Source organism: Variovorax sp. GW821-FHT09D05 (genome assembly GCF_059416325.1).
Window position 1 is genome coordinate 99,660 of the sequence record NZ_JBWKOZ010000011.1, and the last position, 18,905, is coordinate 118,564.

Below are 18,905 nucleotides of genomic sequence, written 5' to 3' on the forward strand. Positions count from 1 at the left end.
GTGGGGTGAGGTGAGTTTCGTGATTTGGGATTCGTCTAATCTGAACGAATTCGCAGTGAACGAATTTCCCGCAGTGTAAGCCGCTGATCAGTTAATGTCTAATCCCTTCTTCATGAACGAACGACCAGAAGGCGAGGCCGGCCATGGCAGCCAGTGACACCGACCGCGCCCAGCGCGGCATCCAGAGCATCGAAGTCGGCGGCCAGCTGCTGCGCGCGCTGGTGCACCACGGCCGGCCCATGGCGCTGAAAGACCTAGCGCGGGAAGCCGACATGACGGCCGCCAAGGCGCACCCGTACATGGTCAGCTTCGGGCGCCTGGGCCTGATCGAGCAGGACCGTGCCAGCGGCCACTATCTGCTCGGCCCGCTCGCCTTGCAACTGGGGCTCATCAGCCTGCAGCAGGCCGACCCGGTGCACATTGCCACCCCGCTGATCGCCCAGCTGGCCCAGCAGACCGGCCACACCGTGGCGCTGGCCGTGTGGGGCGCGCGCGGCGCGACCATCGTGCGCACGGCCGAATCGCCCTCGCCGGTGCACGTGAACATGCGGCACGGCACGGTGTTCTCGCTGACCAACACGGCCTCGGGCCGTGTGTTCGCAGCCTTCCTCGATGCCGACGCGGTGCGCCATCTGCTCGAGGACGAGCGCCAGCGCCAGAAGCAGCGCAAGGGCTCCGAGCCCGTTCCGGCCGGCATGCCGCCGGTGCAGCCGCTGCCCTCGTGGAGCGACTTCGAGCGCCAGCTGCAGGAAGTGCGCACGCACGGCATCAGCCGCTCCGACGGCGAGGTCATCGAAGGCGTGAGCGCCATGGCGGCGCCCGTCTTCGACCACACTGGCGCCATCGTGCTGGCCGTGACCGCCATCGGCCCTGCCGGTATCTTCAATACCGCGTGGGACGGCGAAATTTCCCGCGCGCTCAAGGCCTGCGCGGACACCGTGTCGCAGCGCCTGGGCGCCACCGCCAACCCGCCTGCCGCGAATCCCCCCAGAACAGAGCGATGACGCCAGTCACACCAGACATCTCTTCTTTTCCTCTCCACGCGGCCATCGAGCTGCTGCGCAACGCCCGGCGCATCGTCGTCTTCTCCGGCGCCGGCCTGTCGCGCGCCTCGGGCATCCCGACCTACCGCGACGCCGACGGCCTGTGGAAGAACCAGAACGCGCTGCAGTTCTCGCATGCCGAAGACCTTCAGCGCGACCCTTCGGGCTTCACGAAATTCTGGGCGCAGCGCCTGTCGCTGATCGAGTCGGCGCAGCCCAACCCGGGCCACACCGCGCTGGCGCTGCTGCAAAGGCTGCGCCCTGCCACCCGGCTGGTCACGCAGAACGTCGACGGCTTGCTGACCCAGGCAGGCGGGCTAGACGTGCTCGAACTCCACGGCTCATTGCGCCGCTGGCGCTGCGACCGCTGTGGCAACCGCAGCGGCCCATGGCCTTTTCACCGCTGCCTGCGCTGCGGCTCGCACGCGCGGCCCGACGTGGTGATGTTCGGCGAGATGCTGAACGAAGGCGTGCTGCTCGACGCGCAGGTTGCCGCTCAGGAGTGCGATCTGTTCATGGTGGTCGGCAGCACGACCATCGTCTACCCGGCGGCCGAGCTGCCGCAGACCGCGCTGGCGCATGGCGCGCGGCTCATCGCGCTCAACCTGGAGCCGCTGCCGCACCTGGACGAGGCCGCGACCGTGGTGCTGCGCGGCGCCTCGGAAGACCTGCTGCCACAGCTGCTGGCAGCCTTGCCAGGCCTCAGGGGCTGAGGGCGATCAGCCCTTCTTGCCGCCCAGCAGCACCAGCGCTCCGCCCACCACGATCACGGCCAGGCTGGCCCAGGTGGGGAAGTTGACAGTCTGCTTCTCCTTCATCGAGAACTCCAGCGGGCCGAGCTTGGCCTCATGGGTTTCCTTGGTGAAGCTGAAGCTGCCGAGGCCCAGGGCGGCGATGCCGGCCACGATCAGCAGGATGCCGACGATGCGTGTTGCGTTCATGGGGTCGATCCTCCGTCCGTTGAATGGCTGCTATTGCCGGGATTGCTGCGGTGTCTGCTGTTGCAGCTGGTCCACCCATTGCACCACCTCGGCCATCGCGGCATCGCTGGCCGAGATCAGCGCCTTCACGCCGCCGGGGGCGTCGGCGCTGGAAGCAGGGCGGCGCACGGTGAAAGTGCGCTGGCCGAGCACGCGGTCGCCGGCGGGCGCGCTGCGGACCAGCGTGGCGCGCAGGCGCACCAGGCCCACGCTGGCGCTGGCCGAATCGAAGTAGTGGCTGAACTCGTCGAGCGAGATGCGCAGCGTATCGGGCGTCTCGCCCCGGCTGCGCGAGATGGTGGCGCTTTCTTCGGGGCCGAGCACGGTGCGGCGCTCCGACAGCGTGTCGCGCAGCCGTTGGCGCAGCAGCTGCGCGGGCGGCAGGCTCCAGCGCGACTGGCCGTAGGGGCGCAGCTCGTTGGCGTCGGCGTACCCCAGCCGGTAGAGGATCTGCGTGCCGTCCAGGCGGGAGTTGCTGTCGAACTCGGCGAGCGCCAGCGTGGGAAGGGTGGCCGCGGCAGGCGCAGCGGCAGCAGCAGGCGCCGTCAGGCCGGGGCCGAAGTCGTACAGCGTGGTGCGTGCGGGCTTGTCCGGCAGCGCACCGCAGCCTGCGACCAGCAGCGCGGCGCCGAGCGCGATGCCGGCCGGGTTCATCAAGGAGCGAATGGCGTTCTTCATGGTGGATGGTCCTCCCTGGATGCTGCTCAGGGCCGCGTCGCAGCGGGCGCGCTGAACCCCGGCTCGCCCGGGCCCGCGACTGCGCCGCCGTTGCCGAACAGCAGCGATTGCGGGTTGTCGTTGATGTTGTCCGCCGCGCGGCCCAGCCGGCGCACGGCGTGCGAGGTGTCGTCGGCCACGCGGTTCACGCGCGGCAGCGTCGCCGCGTTGAACGAATCGACCGCCTGCGCCAGCGCCTTGGTGCCGTCGCTCAAGCGCTCGACCGGGCCGTCGGGCGCGTTCAGCCGGCCCACGGTGGTGTTGAAGTTGGTGGCCACGCGCGAGACGTCGCCGGCCGCCTTCTTCACCGAGGCCAGCGTGTCGGGCAGCTTCGTCAGTGCGGGGTTCAGTCCGGTCTTCACCGTGTTGTCGAGCGTCTTGAGCAGCGTGTTGGCGCTGGACGAGGCGGCCGCGATGTTCTCCAGCGCTTCGGCCGCGCGCTTCTGGTTGGGGTCGCTCAGCAGCTGGTTGGCGCGCTTCGTCACTTCCTCGACCTGGTTGATGATGGCCTCGCCGCGGTCCTGCAGCTGCGCCAGCATCGAGGGCTTGAGCGGAATGCGCGGCGGGTTGTCGTCGTCCGGCTTCAGCGACACCGTCGACTCGCCCTTGTCGTCCAGCGCGATGAAGGCCAGGCCGGTCACGCCCTGGTAGCTCAGCGTGGCAAAGCTGGAGGTGGTGAGCGGCACGCGCTCGTCGACCGTGATGCGCACGCGCACATTGCCTTTCACCTTGGGGTCGAAGTCGATCGACGCCACCTTGCCCACCGCGATGCCGCGGTAGCGCACCATGGCCTGTGGCTGCAGGCCGCTGACGGCGTCGCGCGTGGACAGCTCGTAGATGTTGCGCACGGTGTTGTCGCGCGTGAACCAGATCACCAGCCCGACGAGCGCGGCGATCAGGCCGAGCACGAAGGCGCCGGCGGCGAGGGCGTGGGCCTTGTTTTCCATGGTGGCTACCTACCTTTCAGCGGCCCGCCTCGGCGGCGGGCTGCGACGGAGATTGTTCGGCGGGCTTGTCGTGCAGAGCCTCCAGGGCGCGCTGGCCGCGCCCGCCGAGAAAGTATTCGTGGATGAAGGGATGCGGGTACGCGATGACTTCGCGTGCCGCGCCGGTGACGATCACCTTCTGGTCGGCCAGCACCGCGATGCGGGTGCTCAGGTCGAACAGTGTGTCCAGGTCGTGCGTGACCATCACCACCGTGAGGCCCAGCTCGCGGTGCAGGCCGCGCAGCAGGTCGCAGAAACTGTCGGATGCCTCGGGGTCGAGGCCGGCCGTGGGCTCGTCGAGCAGCAGCAGCGGCGGGTCCATGATGAGCGCGCGCGCCAGCGCCACGCGCTTGATCATGCCGCCCGAGAGGTCTGATGGGCTCTTGTTCGCATGCTGCGGGCCCAGGCCAACCATCTGCAGCTTCACCAGCGCCGCGTGGCGGATCAGCTCGTCGGGCAGCAGCTTCAGCTCGCGCAGCGGAAAGGCGATGTTCTCCAGCACGCTGAAGGCCGAGAACAACGCGCCGTGCTGGAACAGCATGCCCACGTTGGCCGCGCCCGATGCGCTGAGCTCGCCAGGCTCCTGGCCCAGCACCTCGACGTGGCCGCGCGTGGGTTTCTCGAGCCCGAGGATCTGGCGCAACAGCACCGTCTTGCCGGTGCCCGAGCCGCCGACCAGCGACAGCACCTCGCCACGGTCGATGTGCAGCTGCAGGTCGCGGTGCACCACCTGCTCGCCGTCGGGGCTCTGGAATACCGTCCACAGGCCGCGGATGTCCACCACGGTGGTGTAGGTGTCGGAGCGTACGGGCATGCTCATGGTGTCAGGCCCTGAATCCGATGCCCTTGAAGAGCACGGCGAAGAGCGCGTCTACAAGGATCACCGCGGTGATCGACGTGACGACCGACTGCGTGGTGCCGCGCCCGAGGCTCTCGGTGTTGGGCTTGACCTTCATGCCGAAGTAGCAGCCGATCAGCGCAATCAGAATGCCGAACATCGCTGACTTGGCCAGCGCCAGCCAGAGGTTTGAAATCGGCACCGCGCGCGGCAGCGCCGAAAGAAAGTAGGCGGGCGAAATATTGAGCGCCGCATCGGCCGCCAGCATGCCGCCCGCGAGCGCCGCCATCGAAGTCCAGAGGCTGATCAGCGGCATTGCGATGGCCAGCGCCAGCACGCGCGGCATCACGAGGCGAAAGCCGTGCGGGATGCCCATCACGCGCATTGCGTCGAGTTCTTCTGTTACCCGCATCACGCCGATCTGCGCAGTGATGGCCGAGCCCGATCGCCCGGCGATCAGCACGGCTGCCAGCACCGGCCCCAGTTCGCGGATCAGCGAGAGCCCGAGGATGTTCACCACGAAAGTCTCGGCGCCGTACTGCCGCAATTGCTGCGAGATCAGGTAGGCCAGCACCACGCCGATCAGCAGCCCGACCAGCGCCGTGATGTGCAGCGCCGTGGCGCCGAACTGATACAGGTGCCCCGAGAAATCGCGCCACGGCCCGCGGTGCGGCGCGCGAATCAGCCGGCCCACGTCGAGCGCCAGCTGGCCGATCAGGCTCGTGAAGTCGCGCACCACGTACATCGCGCGCGGCCCGTTGTGCGAGAACGCGCGGATGCGGTCGCTCAGCGAGGGCGGGGGCTCGTCCGGCGTGGCGACGGTGTACTGCGCCACCTGGTCGAGCACGGCCTTGTGCTGCGGCAACATTTCGAGCGTGGCCGGCCACTGGTGGCGCCAGTGTTCCCACAGCAACTGCGCGCCGATGTGGTCGAGTTGCCCGATGGGGCGCAGGTCCCACGCGCGGTCGTCGGCGGGCGGGGCGGTTTCCAGGCTTTTGGCCAGCGCCTGCCATGCCGGCTTGGACGACATAGCCAGCGTGGTCCAGCAGCCGCTGGCCACCGTCCACTGGCGGCCTTCCTGTTCCCGCTGCTCGACGCGAGGCCACGCGCTGTCGGCGGCGGAGGCGTCGGCAGTCGATGTGGCAGGGGACATAGGGCGGGTGAGCGGGAAAGTTAACAAAGGCGGGGGTGGAAGCGCGCATCGTAACCGGGTGCATCCAGTGTGAAGGTGCTCCAGACCCCTCGTTTGCGTAGGGCACAACGCCGTTTCTTCGGGTTTTCTTCAGGGCAGGTGCGATCACGCTGAAAAGCCCTCGGACAGGGCTTCACGCAACCACCCCACAAAGGCCGTCACAGCCTGCGGCACATGCGTGGCGTAGGGCCGTATTGCATACAGCCGCTCGCCGAAAGCACCCACCGAGCGCCACTGCGGCAGCACCTGCTGCAGCTTGCCCGACTGCAGCGCCGCCTGCGCGCTGAAATCGGGCACCAGCGCAATGCCAAGCCCGCTCAGGGCCGCATCGCGCAGCGCCTCGCTGTTGTTCGCGACCAGCGGCCCCGAGACCGGCACCGTGATGCGCGGCGCCGAGGCCTTTGCCTCGAAGTGCCAGGTCGGCGTTTCCTGCGCGCGCGGGTAGTGCAGGCAGTCGTGCTCCGCCAGCGCCTGCGGCTCGCGCGGCGTGCCACGGCGGCGCAGGTAGGCACGGCTGGCCACCAGCACCGAGCGGGTTTCGCACAGCGTCCAGGCCACGTGCGTGTCGGGCGGCGCGGCCGTGTGGCGGATGGCCAGGTCGAAGCCCTCCATCGCCAGCGAGCTGAGCCGGTCCGACAGATCGAGTTCGAGGCGCACCTCCGGCTGCGCGCGCAGGAAGTCGGCCAGCCGCGGCACCAGCTGTTGGCGCGCGAAGGCCACCGGCGCCGTTACCCGCACCAACCCGCGCGGCACCCCCGCGAGATCGCGCACGCCCGCGAAGCTGTGGGCAATCTGCTCGAAGGGGCCGCGCATGTCTTCCACCAGCCGCTGGCCGGCCTCGGTGAGCCGCACGCTGCGCGTGGTGCGCTGCACCAACGGCGCGCCGGCCGCGCGCTCCAGCTCGGCGATGCGCTGGCTCATGGCTGCCTTGCTCACACCCAGGCGCAGCGCCGCGGCCGTGAAGCTGCCCTGCTGCGCCAGCACCGTGAGCCAGTGCAGGTGCGTCCAGAGCGACTCGATATTTTGGGGTTTCATGGTTCTATTGTTCGCTATTTTGAACAATAAGTTCAGTCTTCGTGACTAGGCGCGGAACAAGGTGCTGCCTAAACTGATTGCACTCTTCCGTCAGCGAAAGCCCTTTTAGGCCCTCCCCATGCCCACCTCCATCGACCACTTCATCGCCGGCAAGCCTGCCGCCAACACCTCCGGCCGCACGCAGGACGTGACCAACCCCGCCACCGGTGCCGTCACCGGCAAGGTCGGGCTGGCCGACACCGCGCAGGTCGCGGCCGCCGTCGCCGCCGCGCAGGCCGCCTTCCCGGCCTGGGCCGACACCCCGCCCATCCGCCGCGCGCGCGTCATGTTCAAGTTCCTGCAGCTGCTCAACGAGCACAAGGACGAACTGGCCCACCTCATCACCGCCGAGCACGGCAAGGTCTTCACCGATGCGCAGGGCGAAGTCAGCCGCGGCATCGACATCGTCGAGTTCGCCTGCGGCATTCCGCAACTGCTCAAGGGCGACTTCACCGACCAGGTGAGCACCGGCATCGACAACTGGACGCTGCGCCAGCCGCTCGGCGTGGTCGCCGGCATCACGCCCTTCAACTTCCCGGTGATGGTGCCGATGTGGATGTTCCCGGTGGCCATTGCCGCGGGCAACACCTTCGTGCTCAAGCCCAGCCCGACCGACCCGAGCGCCTCGCTGCGCATGGCCGAACTGCTGACGGAAGCCGGCCTGCCCGACGGCGTGTTCAACGTCGTGCAGGGCGACAAGGCCGCCGTCGACGCGCTGCTCGAACATCCGGACGTCAAGGCCATCAGCTTCGTCGGCTCCACGCCCATCGCCAACTACATCTACGAAACCGGCGCCCGTCACGGCAAGCGCGTGCAGGCCCTGGGCGGCGCGAAGAACCACATGGTGGTGCTGCCCGACGCAGACATCGACCAGACGGTCGACGCGCTGATCGGCGCGGGCTACGGCTCTGCCGGCGAGCGCTGCATGGCCATCAGCGTGGCGGTGTTGGTCGGCGACGTGGCCGACAAGATCATTCCCAAGCTCATCGAACGCACGAAGACGCTGAAGGTGCTCAACGGCACCAATCTCGCCGCCGAGATGGGCCCGATCGTCACGCGCGCCGCGCACGAGCGCATCACCGGCTACATCGACCTGGGCGAGAAGGAAGGCGCGAAGCTGCTGGTCGACGGCCGCAACTTCAATGGCAGCACCGCCGGTGAAGGCTGCGGCGACGGTTTCTGGATGGGCGGCACGCTGTTCGACAACGTCACGCCCGAGATGCGCATCTACAAGGAAGAAATCTTCGGCCCGGTGCTCAGCTGCGTGCGCGTGGCCAACTTCAAGGACGCAGTCGACCTCGTCAACGCGCATGAGTTCGGCAACGGCGTGAGCTGCTTCACCCGCGACGGCAACGTGGCGCGCGAGTTCAGCCGCCGCATCCAGGTCGGCATGGTCGGTATCAACGTGCCGATCCCGGTGCCCATGGCCTGGCACGGCTTCGGCGGCTGGAAGCGCTCGCTGTTCGGCGACATGCATGCCTACGGCGAAGAGGGCGTGCGCTTCTATACCAAGCAGAAGTCGGTGATGCAGCGCTGGCCCGAGAGCATCGGCAAGGGCGCCGAGTTCGTGATGCCGACTGCCAAGTAAAAGCAGGCCCCCCGGCCACCGTCGCCGGGGTCTCTCCGATCCTTCGGGTTCTGAAACGTTTCTTCCGTAGAGTTCGCCATGACCGCCTAGAAACCCGGACGCATCCCGCGTCCAGCATCAGAAGACCAGAGAGGACCGAGGAGACATGGCTGCGAACAACAACACGAGGACTTTCCGAAACCCGGCTTCGGCCGGCGGCGCGCTCTGGCGGCTGCTGGCCCTGGCCGTGGCGCTCGTCGCGGCGCCGACGCTGCACGCTGCCGGCGTGCTCAGCGTGAGCCCGCAAGGCGAAGCGCGCGACGTGCGGCAGGTGTCGATCCGCTTCGACGCCGACATGATGCCGCTGGGCCAGAGCGAAGGCGCCGAGCCCGCGAACGTGCAGTGCTCGCCGCAGACGCCAGCAGGGCGCGCGCGCTGGATCGGTCCGCGCGCCTGGGCCTTCGAGTTCGAGAAGGATGTGCGTGGCGGGACGCGATGCAATGTCGTGTTCAAGGCTGGGCTGAAGACGCTGGCGGGCGAGGCGGTGACCACGCCGCCGGCTGCGAGCTTCGTGGCCGGCCCCCATGGTTTCTCTACTTCCTTTCCGGCCGAGGGCTCGCAGGTTGCGCCCGACCAGGTCTTCCTGCTGCGCCATTACGACCCCCAGCCCGTGGGTGATCCGCAGACGCTGGCGGCCGGCTTCACCTGCGAGCTGCGCGACGGCGACAAGGTGCAGAGCCAGCCGGCAGAGCTGGTCACCGGGGCCGCCCTGGCCTCGGCGCTGCGCGCAGCCCAGTCGGGTACCTATGCCTTGGCACTGCGCTGTGCGCAGCCGCTGCCCGAAGGCGTGCAATTGCGCTTGCGCCAGGCGCCCGTGGGCGGTGCCGAGCCGAAGCTCTTCAACTACACCACTCGTCCGCGCTTCACCGCGCGTGTCGAGTGCACGGTGCTCGACTACCCCCAGGGACAGAAGGCCTGCGACCCGCGACGGCCGGTCGAACTGACTTTCTCCGCCGGCATCGGCCTCATGAGGTCCGGCGGCATTCGCCTGACCGACGCGTCGGGCGCCGACCTGTCTTTCGATGCCGTCGACACATGGCGTCGTGACGAGGTTCGGCAGTTGCGCGTGATGCCGCCCAAGGGCAGCTTCGGCGAGGGAACCCGCTTCACTGCGCGCCTGCCCGAAGACTTCCGCGACGTGCTCGGCCGGCCGCTGGTCAACGCGTCGGAGTTTCCCAAGACAGTCGAATTCGCTCGCCTGCCGCCATATCTGGGTGTGGCCAACTCTCTCGCCGTCATGCCGTGGCAAGCCGGCAAGTCCGACGCAGTGGCGGCCTTTGCCGTGCGCCGCGTCGAGAAGTCGGTGCCGCTGCGGCAATGGCGGCTCGGCGGCGAGATGGGCGTGGGCATCGAGGCCTACGCCATCGAACTGCTGCAGAGCCAGCAGGCCGGCCAGTGGCCCACCGAAGAGCTGAACGCCAAGGCAGGGGCACCGCGTACATCGACGCTGGCCACGCAGGGCGATGCAATGGAATTCGTCGGCGTGCCGCTCGCCGCGCCCGGCTTGCACGTGGTGCGCGCCGACAGCGCCGCCTTCACGCAATACATCGACACACGCCCGCTTGGTCCGAACGAAACCCGGGATACCTCGCCACGCCAGCGCTATGCGGTGGTGCAGGCCACCAACCTCAACCCCGGCGCGAGCTTCGGCAATGCAGGTGCTTCGGTGATCTGGGTCACCGCGTTCGACAGCGCCAAGCCGGTGGCGGGCGCCGACGTGGCCGTGTACTCGTGCAACCGCGAACTGCTTTGGCGCGGCAAGACCGACGCGCAGGGCCTGGCCCGGCCGGACGAGGCCTTGCGTGGCAAGCTGGCGTGCAGCAACAACACCCGCGCCGTGACGCCACGCTACGGTGGCGGCGGCAACAACAGCCCTTGGGTGGTGGTGCGCGCCGGCGACGACATGGCGCTGATGCAGGTCTTCGCAGGGTGGAACGGCTTTCCCGTAGGCCGCGATGCGCAGAACTTTCGCGCCCACACCGTGCTCGACCGCACGCTGTTCAAGGCAGGCGAGACCGTCAGCATGCAGCACGTCGTGCGGCTGCTTGAAAGCCGCGGCTTCGCGCTGCCGCCGGCAGGCACGCTCGATATCGAGATTCGCTACAGCTGGAGCGACAAGGTGAGCACGTCCAGTGTGCCGCTCGGCCCCGACGGGAGCGCCACCAGCCAATGGACGATCCCGTTCGACGCCAAGCTCGGCAACTACACCGTGTTGGTGTTGCAGGGCGGCCGGCAGCTGGCCAGTGCGCAGTTCCAGGTCGAGGAGTTCCGCACGCCGGTGTTCGACAGCGAACTGCGCACCAAGGCGCTGTGGGAGCGCGACGCTCAACTCGCGGTGGTCGATGCGCGGCTGAGCTACTTCGCCGGCGGCGCCGCGGCCGGGCTGCCGGTGACCGTGCAGCAGGGCTGGGCGCGCCAGGTGCAAGGTCCGCAGCCCGGCTACGCGTTCTACGACGAAACGCTCGATGCCGTGCCTGCCATGCCGCCGTCCATTCCACCGCAGGCCACGAAGCTCGATGCCGCCGGCAGGACGCAACTGCGGCTCAAGACGCCATCGCTGGAACGGCCGATGCTGCTGCAGACCGAGCTGAAGTTCCAGGACCCCAACGGCGAAACCCAGACCGTCGGCGCCAGCACCATGCTGTGGCCCGACCGCATGAAGCTCGGCCTGCGCGTGCGGGCGAAAGACCGGGATCGGCCGCAGGCCATCGAAGGCATTGCACTCGACGACCAGAACCGGCCGGTGGCCGACGAACCCGTGAGCGTGCGTGTCAAGCCGGTGCAGCGGAACTGGAACAACGGACAGACGCGAATCACCGACCTCGGCCCCGAGGTGGATGTGTGCAGCACCCGCACCGACGCGCAAGGGCGGTGGGCCTGCGAGTGGCAGTTACCCGCCGCGGTGTCGGGCCAGCAGGTGCCCGAGCAATGGCTGTTCAGCGCGAGCGCCAGCAGCCTGAAGCACAGCCGCGCCGTCGTGCGCACCAACATGCTGCAGTACCGCTGGACACTGGGCTGGCAGGAGGCGCTGGCCCGTTCAGCGCTGCAGCTGGAGAACGGACCGGCCTTCGGCCCTGGCGAGACCGCCATCGTGATCGCGCGTCCCGAGCGTCTGCCGGCGAACCTGCTGCTCACCGTGGAACGCGAAGGTGTGATGGCAGCCAGCGTGCATGCGATCACCGCGATGGCGCAGCGCATCGAACTGCCGCTGACTGCGCAACATGCGCCCAACGTGCATCTGGCGGCGCGCTATGTGTATCCGCTGCAGGACGCAGGCAAGGACGCACCGCTGGCGAGCGTGCAGCGCGCGGAGGTGCCGGTGCGTCCCGACGCGTGGACGCTTTCCGTCGGTTTGCGTCCCGAGGCTGCAACGGCGCGGCCGCGCACGCAGCTGCCGATGGAAATCGCGGTGCGCGATGTCGCCGGCCAGCCCGTGGGGGGCGCGCGCGTGACACTGGTCGCGGTGGACCAGGCCCTGCTGGCGCTCAAGCCCAATGGCACCTGGGCGCTGGCCCGGGCGATGTTCGCGGCGCGCGGCAACTCGGTCACCAGCACGGCGCTCGATGCCCGCCTGTTGCGCCGGGTCGAGCTCGGTCTGCAGCCGCAGCACCGGCCGGACGACGAGGCCGCGCGCGGCTTGTTCGGCGCCGTACCGGGCGCTCCGGCCCCGGTCGCGGCCGCCGCGATGCGCGCCTCGAAGCCGGACGCGCCGGACGAGCCGCCCCCGCGCACGGACCTCTCCTCGCTCATCCTCTGGCGCACCGACCTGCGCACCGACGCCCAAGGCATAGCCCGCGCCACCGTCCCGCTCAACGACGCACTCACCCAGTTCCGCATCGTCGCCATCGCCAGTGCGGGCGAGGCGCAGTTCGGCCAGGGCGAAACCACCATCACCAGCACGCAGCCGCTGCAGATCTTCAGCGGCCTGCCCGAGCTGCTGCGCGCGGACGATGCCATCGTGCAGAAGCTCAGCCTGCGCAACACCGGCGCGTCGCCGCTTGCCGTGGTGCTCAAGGCCGAGGCCGTCGTCGAGCCCAATGGCGAATGGTCCGGCGCACGCGATGTGGTGCCCGCCGATGCATTGGCCGCGCGCGGCCTGAAGATCGAGCGCCGCGTGCAGCTTGCGGCCGGCCAGACGCAGGAAGTGCTGTGGCCCGTGGCCGTGCCCGGTGGCGCCGGCACGCTGCGCTGGCGCATCAGTGCGCAGGGCGGCGAAGAGAGCGACGCGCTGGAGATCACGCAGCGCGTGGTGCCAGCACTGACCGCCACGGTGCGCCAGTCGACGCTGCTGTCGGTGGCCGACGCGGGCGCGGTGCCCGTCGTGCAACCGCGCGATGCCGTGCCGCTCACAGGCGGCGTGCGCGTGGCGCTGCAGTCCAGCCTCGTGGATGCAGCGCTGGCCGAATCCACGCGCTGGATGGCGCAGTACCCGTACAGCTGCCTCGAGCAGCAGAGCTCGCGCTACGTGTCGCTCGACGACCGCGCGAGTTGGGACCGGCTGATGGCCCAGCTGCCCAAGTACATCGACGGCAAGGGCCTGGCGCGCTACTTCCCCGAGTCCTCGCTGCCCGGCAGCGAGATGCTCACCGTGCAGCTGCTCGACCTCGCCCACGCCAAGAGCTGGCCTGTGCCCGAAGCCCCGCGCCGCCAGATGCTCGATGCGCTCGATGCCCTGCTTCAAGGCCGCCTGGCCGCGCAAGACTGGGCGCCGCGCAATTACCTGGAGCCGCAGCAGCTCGCCGCGCAGGCCACGCTGGTGGAGCATGGCCGCGCGAAGATCGTGGTCAAGCCCAAGGCGCTCGACGCGCTCTCGGCCCAGTCGCTGGTCGACTGGTCGCGCGCGCTCATGGCGATGCCCGCCGATGCCGAGCGCGATGCTGCGCTGAAGGAAGCCGGCGCGCAACTGCGCAGCCGCTTCGACGTGCAGGGCACGCGCCTGCGCTGGCGCGATGAATCGTCGCTGCACTGGTGGTGGTTCATGTGGAGCGGCGACAGCACCGCCGCGCGCATGGCCCTGCTCGCGCAGCAATGGGCCGAGACCGACGCAAGCTGGAAGGCCGATGCGCCGCTCATCACGCAAGGGCTGGTCGGCCGCCAGAGCGCCGGCCGCTGGAGCACCACCACCGGCAATGCCTGGAGCACGGTCGCGCTGCGCCGCTTCCAGCAGCAGTTCGAAGCCGGCCCGGTCGATGGCGTGACGCGTGCCACGCTGGGCCGCGCCACGCGCGATGCGGCGTGGACCGATGCCAAGGCTCCGAGTGTGCTGCTGCCCTGGCCAGCCCAAGGCGCGCAAGGCACGCTGCAACTGCGCCACGAAGGCAGCGGCAAGCCATGGGCCACCATCAGCACGCTGGCAGCAGTGCGCAACACGCAGCCCGTCGCCAACGGTCTCGTGGTACGCCGCAGCGTCACGCCGGTCGAGCAGAAGCGCAAAGGCCAGTGGTCGGTGGGCGACGTCTACCGGGTGCGGCTGGACCTCGAATCGACCGCCGAGCAGACCTGGGTGGTGGTGCGCGACGCCGTGCCCTCGGGCGCGAGCCAGCTCGGCCGCGGCCTGGGCCGCGAGAGCAATCTCGCGCAGCGCGGCGAGACCAGCGAGGGCTGGGCCTGGCCCAGCTACATCGAACGCGCCACCGACAGCTACCGTGCGTACTTCCGCTACGTGCCGCGCGGCAACTGGCGCGTGGAATACACCGTGCGGCTGAACAACGCGGGCGACTTCAAGCTGCCCCCGGTGCGCGTGGAGGCCATGTACGCACCCGAAGTTTTCGGCGAGGGCACCGCCCAGACCATGACCGTGAAACCCTGAGAAAAAAGATGAGAGACAACGACAACACCTTCGACTACATCATCATCGGCGCGGGCACCGCCGGCTCGCTCATGGCGAACCGGCTCAGTGCCGACAAGAGCAAGCGCGTGCTGCTCATCGAAGCGGGCCGCAAGGACGACTACCACTGGATCCACATTCCGGTGGGCTACCTGTACTGCATCGGCAATCCGCGTACCGACTGGCTCTACAGCACCGAGCCCGACGCTGGCCTCAACGGCCGCGTGCTGCGCTACCCGCGCGGCAAGACGCTGGGTGGCTGCTCCAGCATCAACGGCATGATCTACATGCGCGGCCAGTCGCGCGACTATGAGCACTGGGCCGATCTCACCGGCGACGAAGGCTGGCGTTGGCAGAACGTGCTGCCGGCCTTCAAGAAGCACGAGGACTTCTACCTCGGCGCCGACGAAATGCATGGCGCCGGCGGCGAGTGGCGCATCGAGAAACAACGCCTGCGCTGGGACATCCTCGACGCCTTTGCCGAAGCCGCTTCGCAGGCCGGCGTGCCGCACACCGCCGACTTCAACCGCGGCAACAACGAAGGCGTGGGCTACTTCCAGGTCAACCAGAAGAACGGCTGGCGCTGGAACACCGCCAAGGCCTTCCTGCGCCCGACCTGCTATGGCAGGCCCAACTTCGAGCTCTGGACCGGCGCGCAGGTGTCGCGCCTGCTGTTCGAGACGCTGCCCGACGGCACGCGCCGCTGCACCGGCGCCGAGGTGTGGAACGGCAGCGAGATGACCACCGCGCACGCCACGCGCGAAGTGATCCTGAGCGCGGGTGCCATCGGCTCGCCGCAGATCCTGCAGCTCTCGGGCATCGGCCCGGCCGATCTGCTGCGCCAGCACGGCATCGACGTGGTGCTCGACGCGCCAGGTGTCGGCGCCAACCTGCAGGACCATCTGCAGATCCGCGCGGTCTACAAGATCGAGGGCGCCCCCACGCTCAACGTGATGGCTTCGTCGATGGTCGGCAAGGCGAAGATCGGCCTCGAATATCTGCTCAAGCGCAGCGGCCCGATGAGCATGGCGCCGTCGCAGCTCGGCGCCTTCACGCGCAGCTCGCCCGATCGCGAATGGCCCAATCTGCAGTACCACGTGCAGCCGCTGTCGCTCGACGCCTTCGGCGATCCGCTGCACAGCTTTCCGGCCTTCACCGCGAGCGTGTGCAACCTCAACCCGACAAGCCGGGGCTCGGTGCGCATCAAGAGCAAGCGATTCGAAGACGCGCCGGCCATCGCGCCCAACTACCTGAGCACCGACGAAGACCGCAAGGTGGCGGCCGATTCGCTGCGCGTCACGCGCCGCATCGCCGAGCAGCCTGCGCTTGCCAAGTACAAGCCGCAGGAGTGGAAGCCCGGCGTGCAGTACCAGACCGACGAGGACCTGGCGCGCCTGGCCGGCGACATCGCCACGACCATCTTTCATCCGGTGGGCACCACGAAGATGGGTGCCGGGAGCGACCCGATGGCCGTGCTCGATTCGCAGCTGCGGGTGCGCGGGATCCAGGGCCTGCGCGTGGTGGATGCGGGCGCGATGCCGACCATCACCAGCGGCAACACCAACAGCCCTACGCTGATGATGGCGGAGAAGGCCGCCGGCTGGATTCTCGGCGGGGCCGGGGGCTAGCCTCGGCGGCCTGGCCCTTGCCCGCGAGGCGCGCCTTCGCGCCTTCGAGCATCAGGTCGACGCCGATCTCGAACAGCGCGTCGGGCCCGGCCCGGCGGTAGTGGGCGAACGCCTCGGCCAGCAGCGGACGCGAGGCCGCGGCGGCATCGAGCGCCTGCTGGCGCATCTCCGCGTCGGGCGGCGCCGCCTGTTCTTCCAGCACGCAGCCCACGGTGTAGCGGCCCAGCGCGATCAGCAGCGTCATCGCCTGCGTCGCCGGCACGCCCAGGTTGACCACGGCCGCGAGCTGGGCCTCGACCATGTCGAGGTCGCCCGGATCGGGCTCGGAGCCGGCATGCAGCCGCGCGCCGTCTCGCCGCGCCAGCAGCGCGCGGCGGAAGCTGTGCGCGTTCTCGCGCAGGAACCCGTCCCAGGTCTCGCCAGGCAGCGGCAGCTTGCGCTCGTGGGCGCGGTGCAGGATCTCGCTGTTCATCGCGTCGAGCAGAGCCCGCTTGTTCTTGAAATGCCAGTACAGCGCGGGCTGCTGCACGCCGAGCCGCTCGGCCAGCAGCCGGGTGCTGAGCTTGTCCATGCCGACCTCGTCGAGCAGTGCGAGCGCTGCCTCGAGGATCACTTCGCGGTCCAGTTTCATGTCGATGTCGATGCCAGTTCGTGCGGGTACTTCACAGCCTGGAATTTATCGCTGATAATTCCTTATCAATGATAAATTCCAACAGTTCTTCAACTTCTTTCGCGACGAACGGCCGCCACGCGCAGTTCGTGATCCTCGCGATCGTCACGCTCGACGCCATCGGCATCAGCCTGGTCATGCCGATCGTGCCGAGCCTGCTGCGCGAGGTCGGCCACACCGGCGACCTAGGCTGGCACTTCGGTGCCTTTCTCTCGCTATATGCGCTGATGCAGTTCCTCTGCGCGCCCGTGCTCGGCGCACTGAGCGACCGCTTCGGCCGCCGGCCGGTGCTGCTGGCTTCGGTGCTGGGCGCGGCTGTCGACGCGCTCTTCATGGCCTTCGCGCCCTCGCTGTGGATGCTGTTCGTGGGCCGCGCGATCGCGGGCATGACGGGCGCGAGCACCGCCGTGGCCTCCGCCGCCATCGCCGACCTCACGCCCGAGCACCAGCGCGCGCGCTGGTTCGGCCGCATGGGCGCCTGCTTCGGCCTGGGCTTCATCGCCGGGCCGGCGATCGGCGGCGTGCTCGGCGACCACGGCGTGCGGCTGCCGTTCATCGCGGCCGCACTGCTCAATGGTGTGACCTTTCTCGTGGGTCTGCTGGTGTTGCGCGAGTCGCGCCCGCCGGTACTCGCGTCGCAGCCCTTCGACCGCGGCGTGCTGCATCCGCTCGCGCCGCTGCGCTGGGCCGGGAGCTTTCCGGCGCTGCTGCCCTTGCTCGGCGTGTTCCTGCTGCTCGTGCTGGTGGGCGAAGTCGCCGGCACGACCTGGGTGCTCTACGGCCAGGACCGCTACGCCTGGAACGGCACCATGGTCGGCCTCTCGCTGGCGGTCTTCGGCCTGCTCCATGCGCTGGTGCAGGGCTTCGTGGCGGGTCCGCTGGTCGAGCGCTGGGGCGAACGCGCAGCCATCGCCGTCGGCACCATCGCCGACGGCACGGGCTATGCGCTGATCGCCTTCGCCACGCAGGGCTGGATGGTGATCGCACTGCTGCCGCTGCTGTGCATGGGCGGCGTCTGCGCACCCGCGCTGCAGGCGACGCTCTCGGCGCGCGTGGGCGAGGCGCAGCAGGGGCGGCTGCAGGGCGTGCTCGCGAGCATCACCAGCCTGGCCGCGGTGTTCGGCCCGCTGCTCATCAGCCCGCTCTACTTCGCGTTCCGCACGCGCTTTCCGGGCATCGTGTGGCTGGCGGGAGCGTCGCTCTACCTGCTGTGCCTGCCGGTGCTGCTGCGCAGGACCAAGCAAGCCGCCGCGCAGGGCTGACGAATCACTTCTCGATCGTCTTGTTCCAGCGCGCGTTCCATGCCGGGCGATTGGCGTTGATGCTTTCCCAGTCGATGGTGACGGCCGTCTTCATCCACTTGTTGATGTCCGCCACCTGCGCCGCGCCTTCGCCCACGGCCGGGGCCTTGGGGTTGGTCGGGATCTGCGCGCCGTACTGCAGCACGTTGGCCTGCGCCAACGGGCTCAGCAGGAACTCGGCGAGCTTTTGCGACAGCTCGGGCTCGCTGTTGTTGGCGATCACGCACTGACCGACCATGAGCACCACCGCGCCTTCCTTGGGCGGTGCGTACTCGACCGGAATGCCCTTGGTCTTGAGTGCGGCAACGGCCGTGGGCGTCAGCGGGAAGATCGCCGCTTCACCGGTCTGGACCATCTCAGAGAGCTTGGCTGAGCTCGGGATGTACTCCAGCACGTTCGGCCCGATGGTGGTGGGCCAGGCCTTGAAGCCCGGCTCCACGTTCTTGTCGTTGCCGCCCTGGATGCGGTTGAACATCAGGAAGCCGTGCAGCCCGAAGGACGATGACGACATCGACTGGAACACCACCTTGCCCTTGAACTTGGGGTCGGCCAGGTCCATCCACGAGGTGGGCGCGGCCCAGCCCTTTTCCTTGAACATCTTGGCGTTGTAGGCAAGGCCCGTCATGCCCAGGCTCACGCCGCTGGCCATGTCGTCCTTGAAGCGCGCGGCCGGGTAGATCTCGCTGAGCGACTGGCTGGGCTTCTGCTTCTGGCACAGGCCCATGCCGATGGCGCGCACCATCACGCCGTCGTCCAGGAACATCACGTGCATCTGCGGCTTGTCCTTGTTGGCCTGCGCCTTCGCGAGGATGTCGGACGAGGTGCCGGGCACCACCACCACCTTGGCACCGTAGGCCTTCTCGAAGGCCGGGAAGACGTACTGCGTGTACGCCTTCTCCATGGTGCCGCCGTTCATGCCGATGTAGATGGTCTTGGTCTGCGCGCTGGCGCTGCCGGCGGCTGCGAGCAGCGCGGCAAGGAGGAGAAAGCGGGGGGACTTGGCGATGCGGTACATGGCGATG

General features: G+C 68.9%; 14 protein-coding genes. 6 read left to right on the forward strand and 8 right to left on the reverse strand.

Annotation, left to right across the window (positions count from 1 at the left end; genetic code table 11):
* Positions 1 to 143 precede the first annotated feature (143 nt).
* Positions 144 to 1,004 carry an IclR family transcriptional regulator gene (locus tag AC07O3_RS27600; RefSeq protein ID WP_495340802.1) on the forward strand — a complete coding sequence of 287 codons (861 nt, stop codon included), beginning with the start codon at positions 144 to 146 and terminating at the stop codon, positions 1,002 to 1,004.
* Complete coding sequence (locus tag AC07O3_RS27605; protein ID WP_495340803.1) at positions 1,001 to 1,756, forward strand: SIR2 family NAD-dependent protein deacylase; 756 nt, start codon at positions 1,001 to 1,003, stop codon at positions 1,754 to 1,756. The genes AC07O3_RS27600 and AC07O3_RS27605 overlap by 4 nt, the downstream gene beginning before the upstream one ends.
* Positions 1,757 to 1,762: 6 nt before the next feature.
* Here the strand turns inward: AC07O3_RS27605 and AC07O3_RS27610 are convergent, their stop codons facing one another.
* The 6 genes from AC07O3_RS27610 to AC07O3_RS27635 all read right to left on the reverse strand — a co-directional run bounded on the left by AC07O3_RS27610 (position 1,763) and on the right by AC07O3_RS27635 (position 6,791).
* Complete coding sequence (locus tag AC07O3_RS27610) at positions 1,763 to 1,984, reverse strand: hypothetical protein (RefSeq protein ID WP_495340804.1); 222 nt, start codon at positions 1,982 to 1,984, stop codon at positions 1,763 to 1,765.
* Between the two features lie 30 nt (positions 1,985 to 2,014).
* Positions 2,015 to 2,701 carry an ABC-type transport auxiliary lipoprotein family protein gene (locus AC07O3_RS27615; RefSeq protein WP_495340805.1) on the reverse strand — a complete coding sequence of 229 codons (687 nt, stop codon included), beginning with the start codon at positions 2,699 to 2,701 and terminating at the stop codon, positions 2,015 to 2,017.
* 26 nt (positions 2,702 to 2,727) lie between these two features.
* A complete protein-coding gene (locus AC07O3_RS27620; RefSeq protein WP_093053578.1) occupies positions 2,728 to 3,687 on the reverse strand; it encodes an MlaD family protein in 960 nt (319 codons plus the stop codon).
* A 16-nt stretch (positions 3,688 to 3,703) separates the two neighbouring features.
* Positions 3,704 to 4,546 (reverse strand): ABC transporter ATP-binding protein, encoded by an 843-nt coding sequence (locus AC07O3_RS27625; RefSeq protein WP_093053581.1) that lies wholly within the window; start codon positions 4,544 to 4,546, stop codon positions 3,704 to 3,706.
* Between the two features lie 4 nt (positions 4,547 to 4,550).
* Complete coding sequence (locus tag AC07O3_RS27630; protein WP_495340806.1) at positions 4,551 to 5,717, reverse strand: MlaE family ABC transporter permease; 1,167 nt, start codon at positions 5,715 to 5,717, stop codon at positions 4,551 to 4,553.
* A gap of 144 nt (positions 5,718 to 5,861) precedes the next feature.
* Complete coding sequence (locus AC07O3_RS27635) at positions 5,862 to 6,791, reverse strand: LysR family transcriptional regulator (RefSeq protein WP_093076771.1); 930 nt, start codon at positions 6,789 to 6,791, stop codon at positions 5,862 to 5,864.
* Between the two features lie 118 nt (positions 6,792 to 6,909).
* Between AC07O3_RS27635 and AC07O3_RS27640 the strand changes: the two genes are divergently transcribed.
* The 3 genes from AC07O3_RS27640 (at position 6,910) to AC07O3_RS27650 (ending at position 15,912) form a co-directional block, all read left to right on the forward strand.
* The gene (locus AC07O3_RS27640; protein ID WP_093076773.1) at positions 6,910 to 8,418 is read left to right on the forward strand and encodes a CoA-acylating methylmalonate-semialdehyde dehydrogenase; all 1,509 of its coding nucleotides are present in this window, start codon (positions 6,910 to 6,912) and stop codon (positions 8,416 to 8,418) included.
* A gap of 145 nt (positions 8,419 to 8,563) precedes the next feature.
* Positions 8,564 to 14,266 carry an alpha-2-macroglobulin family protein gene (locus AC07O3_RS27645; RefSeq protein WP_495340807.1) on the forward strand — a complete coding sequence of 1,901 codons (5,703 nt, stop codon included), beginning with the start codon at positions 8,564 to 8,566 and terminating at the stop codon, positions 14,264 to 14,266.
* 8 nt (positions 14,267 to 14,274) lie between these two features.
* On the forward strand, positions 14,275 to 15,912 hold the full coding sequence (locus AC07O3_RS27650) for a GMC family oxidoreductase (RefSeq protein WP_093053593.1): 1,638 nt from the start codon (positions 14,275 to 14,277) through the stop codon (positions 15,910 to 15,912).
* Here AC07O3_RS27650 and tetR read toward each other — a convergent pair.
* Positions 15,854 to 16,543 carry a tetracycline resistance transcriptional repressor TetR gene (gene tetR, locus AC07O3_RS27655; RefSeq protein ID WP_093053596.1) on the reverse strand — a complete coding sequence of 230 codons (690 nt, stop codon included), beginning with the start codon at positions 16,541 to 16,543 and terminating at the stop codon, positions 15,854 to 15,856. The genes AC07O3_RS27650 and tetR overlap by 59 nt on opposite strands.
* A gap of 68 nt (positions 16,544 to 16,611) precedes the next feature.
* Between tetR and tet the strand changes: the two genes are divergently transcribed.
* Positions 16,612 to 17,844 carry a Tet(A)/Tet(B)/Tet(C) family tetracycline efflux MFS transporter gene (tet, locus tag AC07O3_RS27660; protein ID WP_495340808.1) on the forward strand — a complete coding sequence of 411 codons (1,233 nt, stop codon included), beginning with the start codon at positions 16,612 to 16,614 and terminating at the stop codon, positions 17,842 to 17,844.
* A gap of 4 nt (positions 17,845 to 17,848) precedes the next feature.
* On the opposite strand, the gene AC07O3_RS27665 is transcribed toward tet, so the two are convergent.
* Positions 17,849 to 18,898 (reverse strand): ABC transporter substrate-binding protein, encoded by a 1,050-nt coding sequence (locus AC07O3_RS27665; protein WP_495340809.1) that lies wholly within the window; start codon positions 18,896 to 18,898, stop codon positions 17,849 to 17,851.
* Positions 18,899 to 18,905: the final 7 nt, after the last annotated feature.

Bases quoted from the DNA above. Each gene is read 5' to 3' on its own strand.
- AC07O3_RS27615 (WP_495340805.1), bottom strand. From the start codon at position 2,701: ATGAAGAACGCCATTCGCTCCTTGATGAACCCGGCCGGCATCGCGCTC.
- AC07O3_RS27650 (WP_093053593.1), top strand. From the start codon at position 14,275: ATGAGAGACAACGACAACACCTTCGACTACATCATCATCGGCGCGGGC.
- AC07O3_RS27625 (WP_093053581.1), bottom strand. From the start codon at position 4,546: ATGAGCATGCCCGTACGCTCCGACACCTACACCACCGTGGTGGACATC.
- AC07O3_RS27630 (WP_495340806.1), bottom strand. From the start codon at position 5,717: ATGTCCCCTGCCACATCGACTGCCGACGCCTCCGCCGCCGACAGCGCG.
- AC07O3_RS27665 (WP_495340809.1), bottom strand. From the start codon at position 18,898: ATGTACCGCATCGCCAAGTCCCCCCGCTTTCTCCTCCTTGCCGCGCTG.
- AC07O3_RS27610 (WP_495340804.1), bottom strand. From the start codon at position 1,984: ATGAACGCAACACGCATCGTCGGCATCCTGCTGATCGTGGCCGGCATC.
- AC07O3_RS27600 (WP_495340802.1), top strand. From the start codon at position 144: ATGGCAGCCAGTGACACCGACCGCGCCCAGCGCGGCATCCAGAGCATC.
- AC07O3_RS27605 (WP_495340803.1), top strand. From the start codon at position 1,001: ATGACGCCAGTCACACCAGACATCTCTTCTTTTCCTCTCCACGCGGCC.
- AC07O3_RS27645 (WP_495340807.1), top strand. From the start codon at position 8,564: ATGGCTGCGAACAACAACACGAGGACTTTCCGAAACCCGGCTTCGGCC.
- AC07O3_RS27635 (WP_093076771.1), bottom strand. From the start codon at position 6,791: ATGAAACCCCAAAATATCGAGTCGCTCTGGACGCACCTGCACTGGCTC.
- AC07O3_RS27640 (WP_093076773.1), top strand. From the start codon at position 6,910: ATGCCCACCTCCATCGACCACTTCATCGCCGGCAAGCCTGCCGCCAAC.
- AC07O3_RS27620 (WP_093053578.1), bottom strand. From the start codon at position 3,687: ATGGAAAACAAGGCCCACGCCCTCGCCGCCGGCGCCTTCGTGCTCGGC.
- tetR (WP_093053596.1), bottom strand. From the start codon at position 16,543: ATGAAACTGGACCGCGAAGTGATCCTCGAGGCAGCGCTCGCACTGCTC.
- tet (WP_495340808.1), top strand. From the start codon at position 16,612: ATGATAAATTCCAACAGTTCTTCAACTTCTTTCGCGACGAACGGCCGC.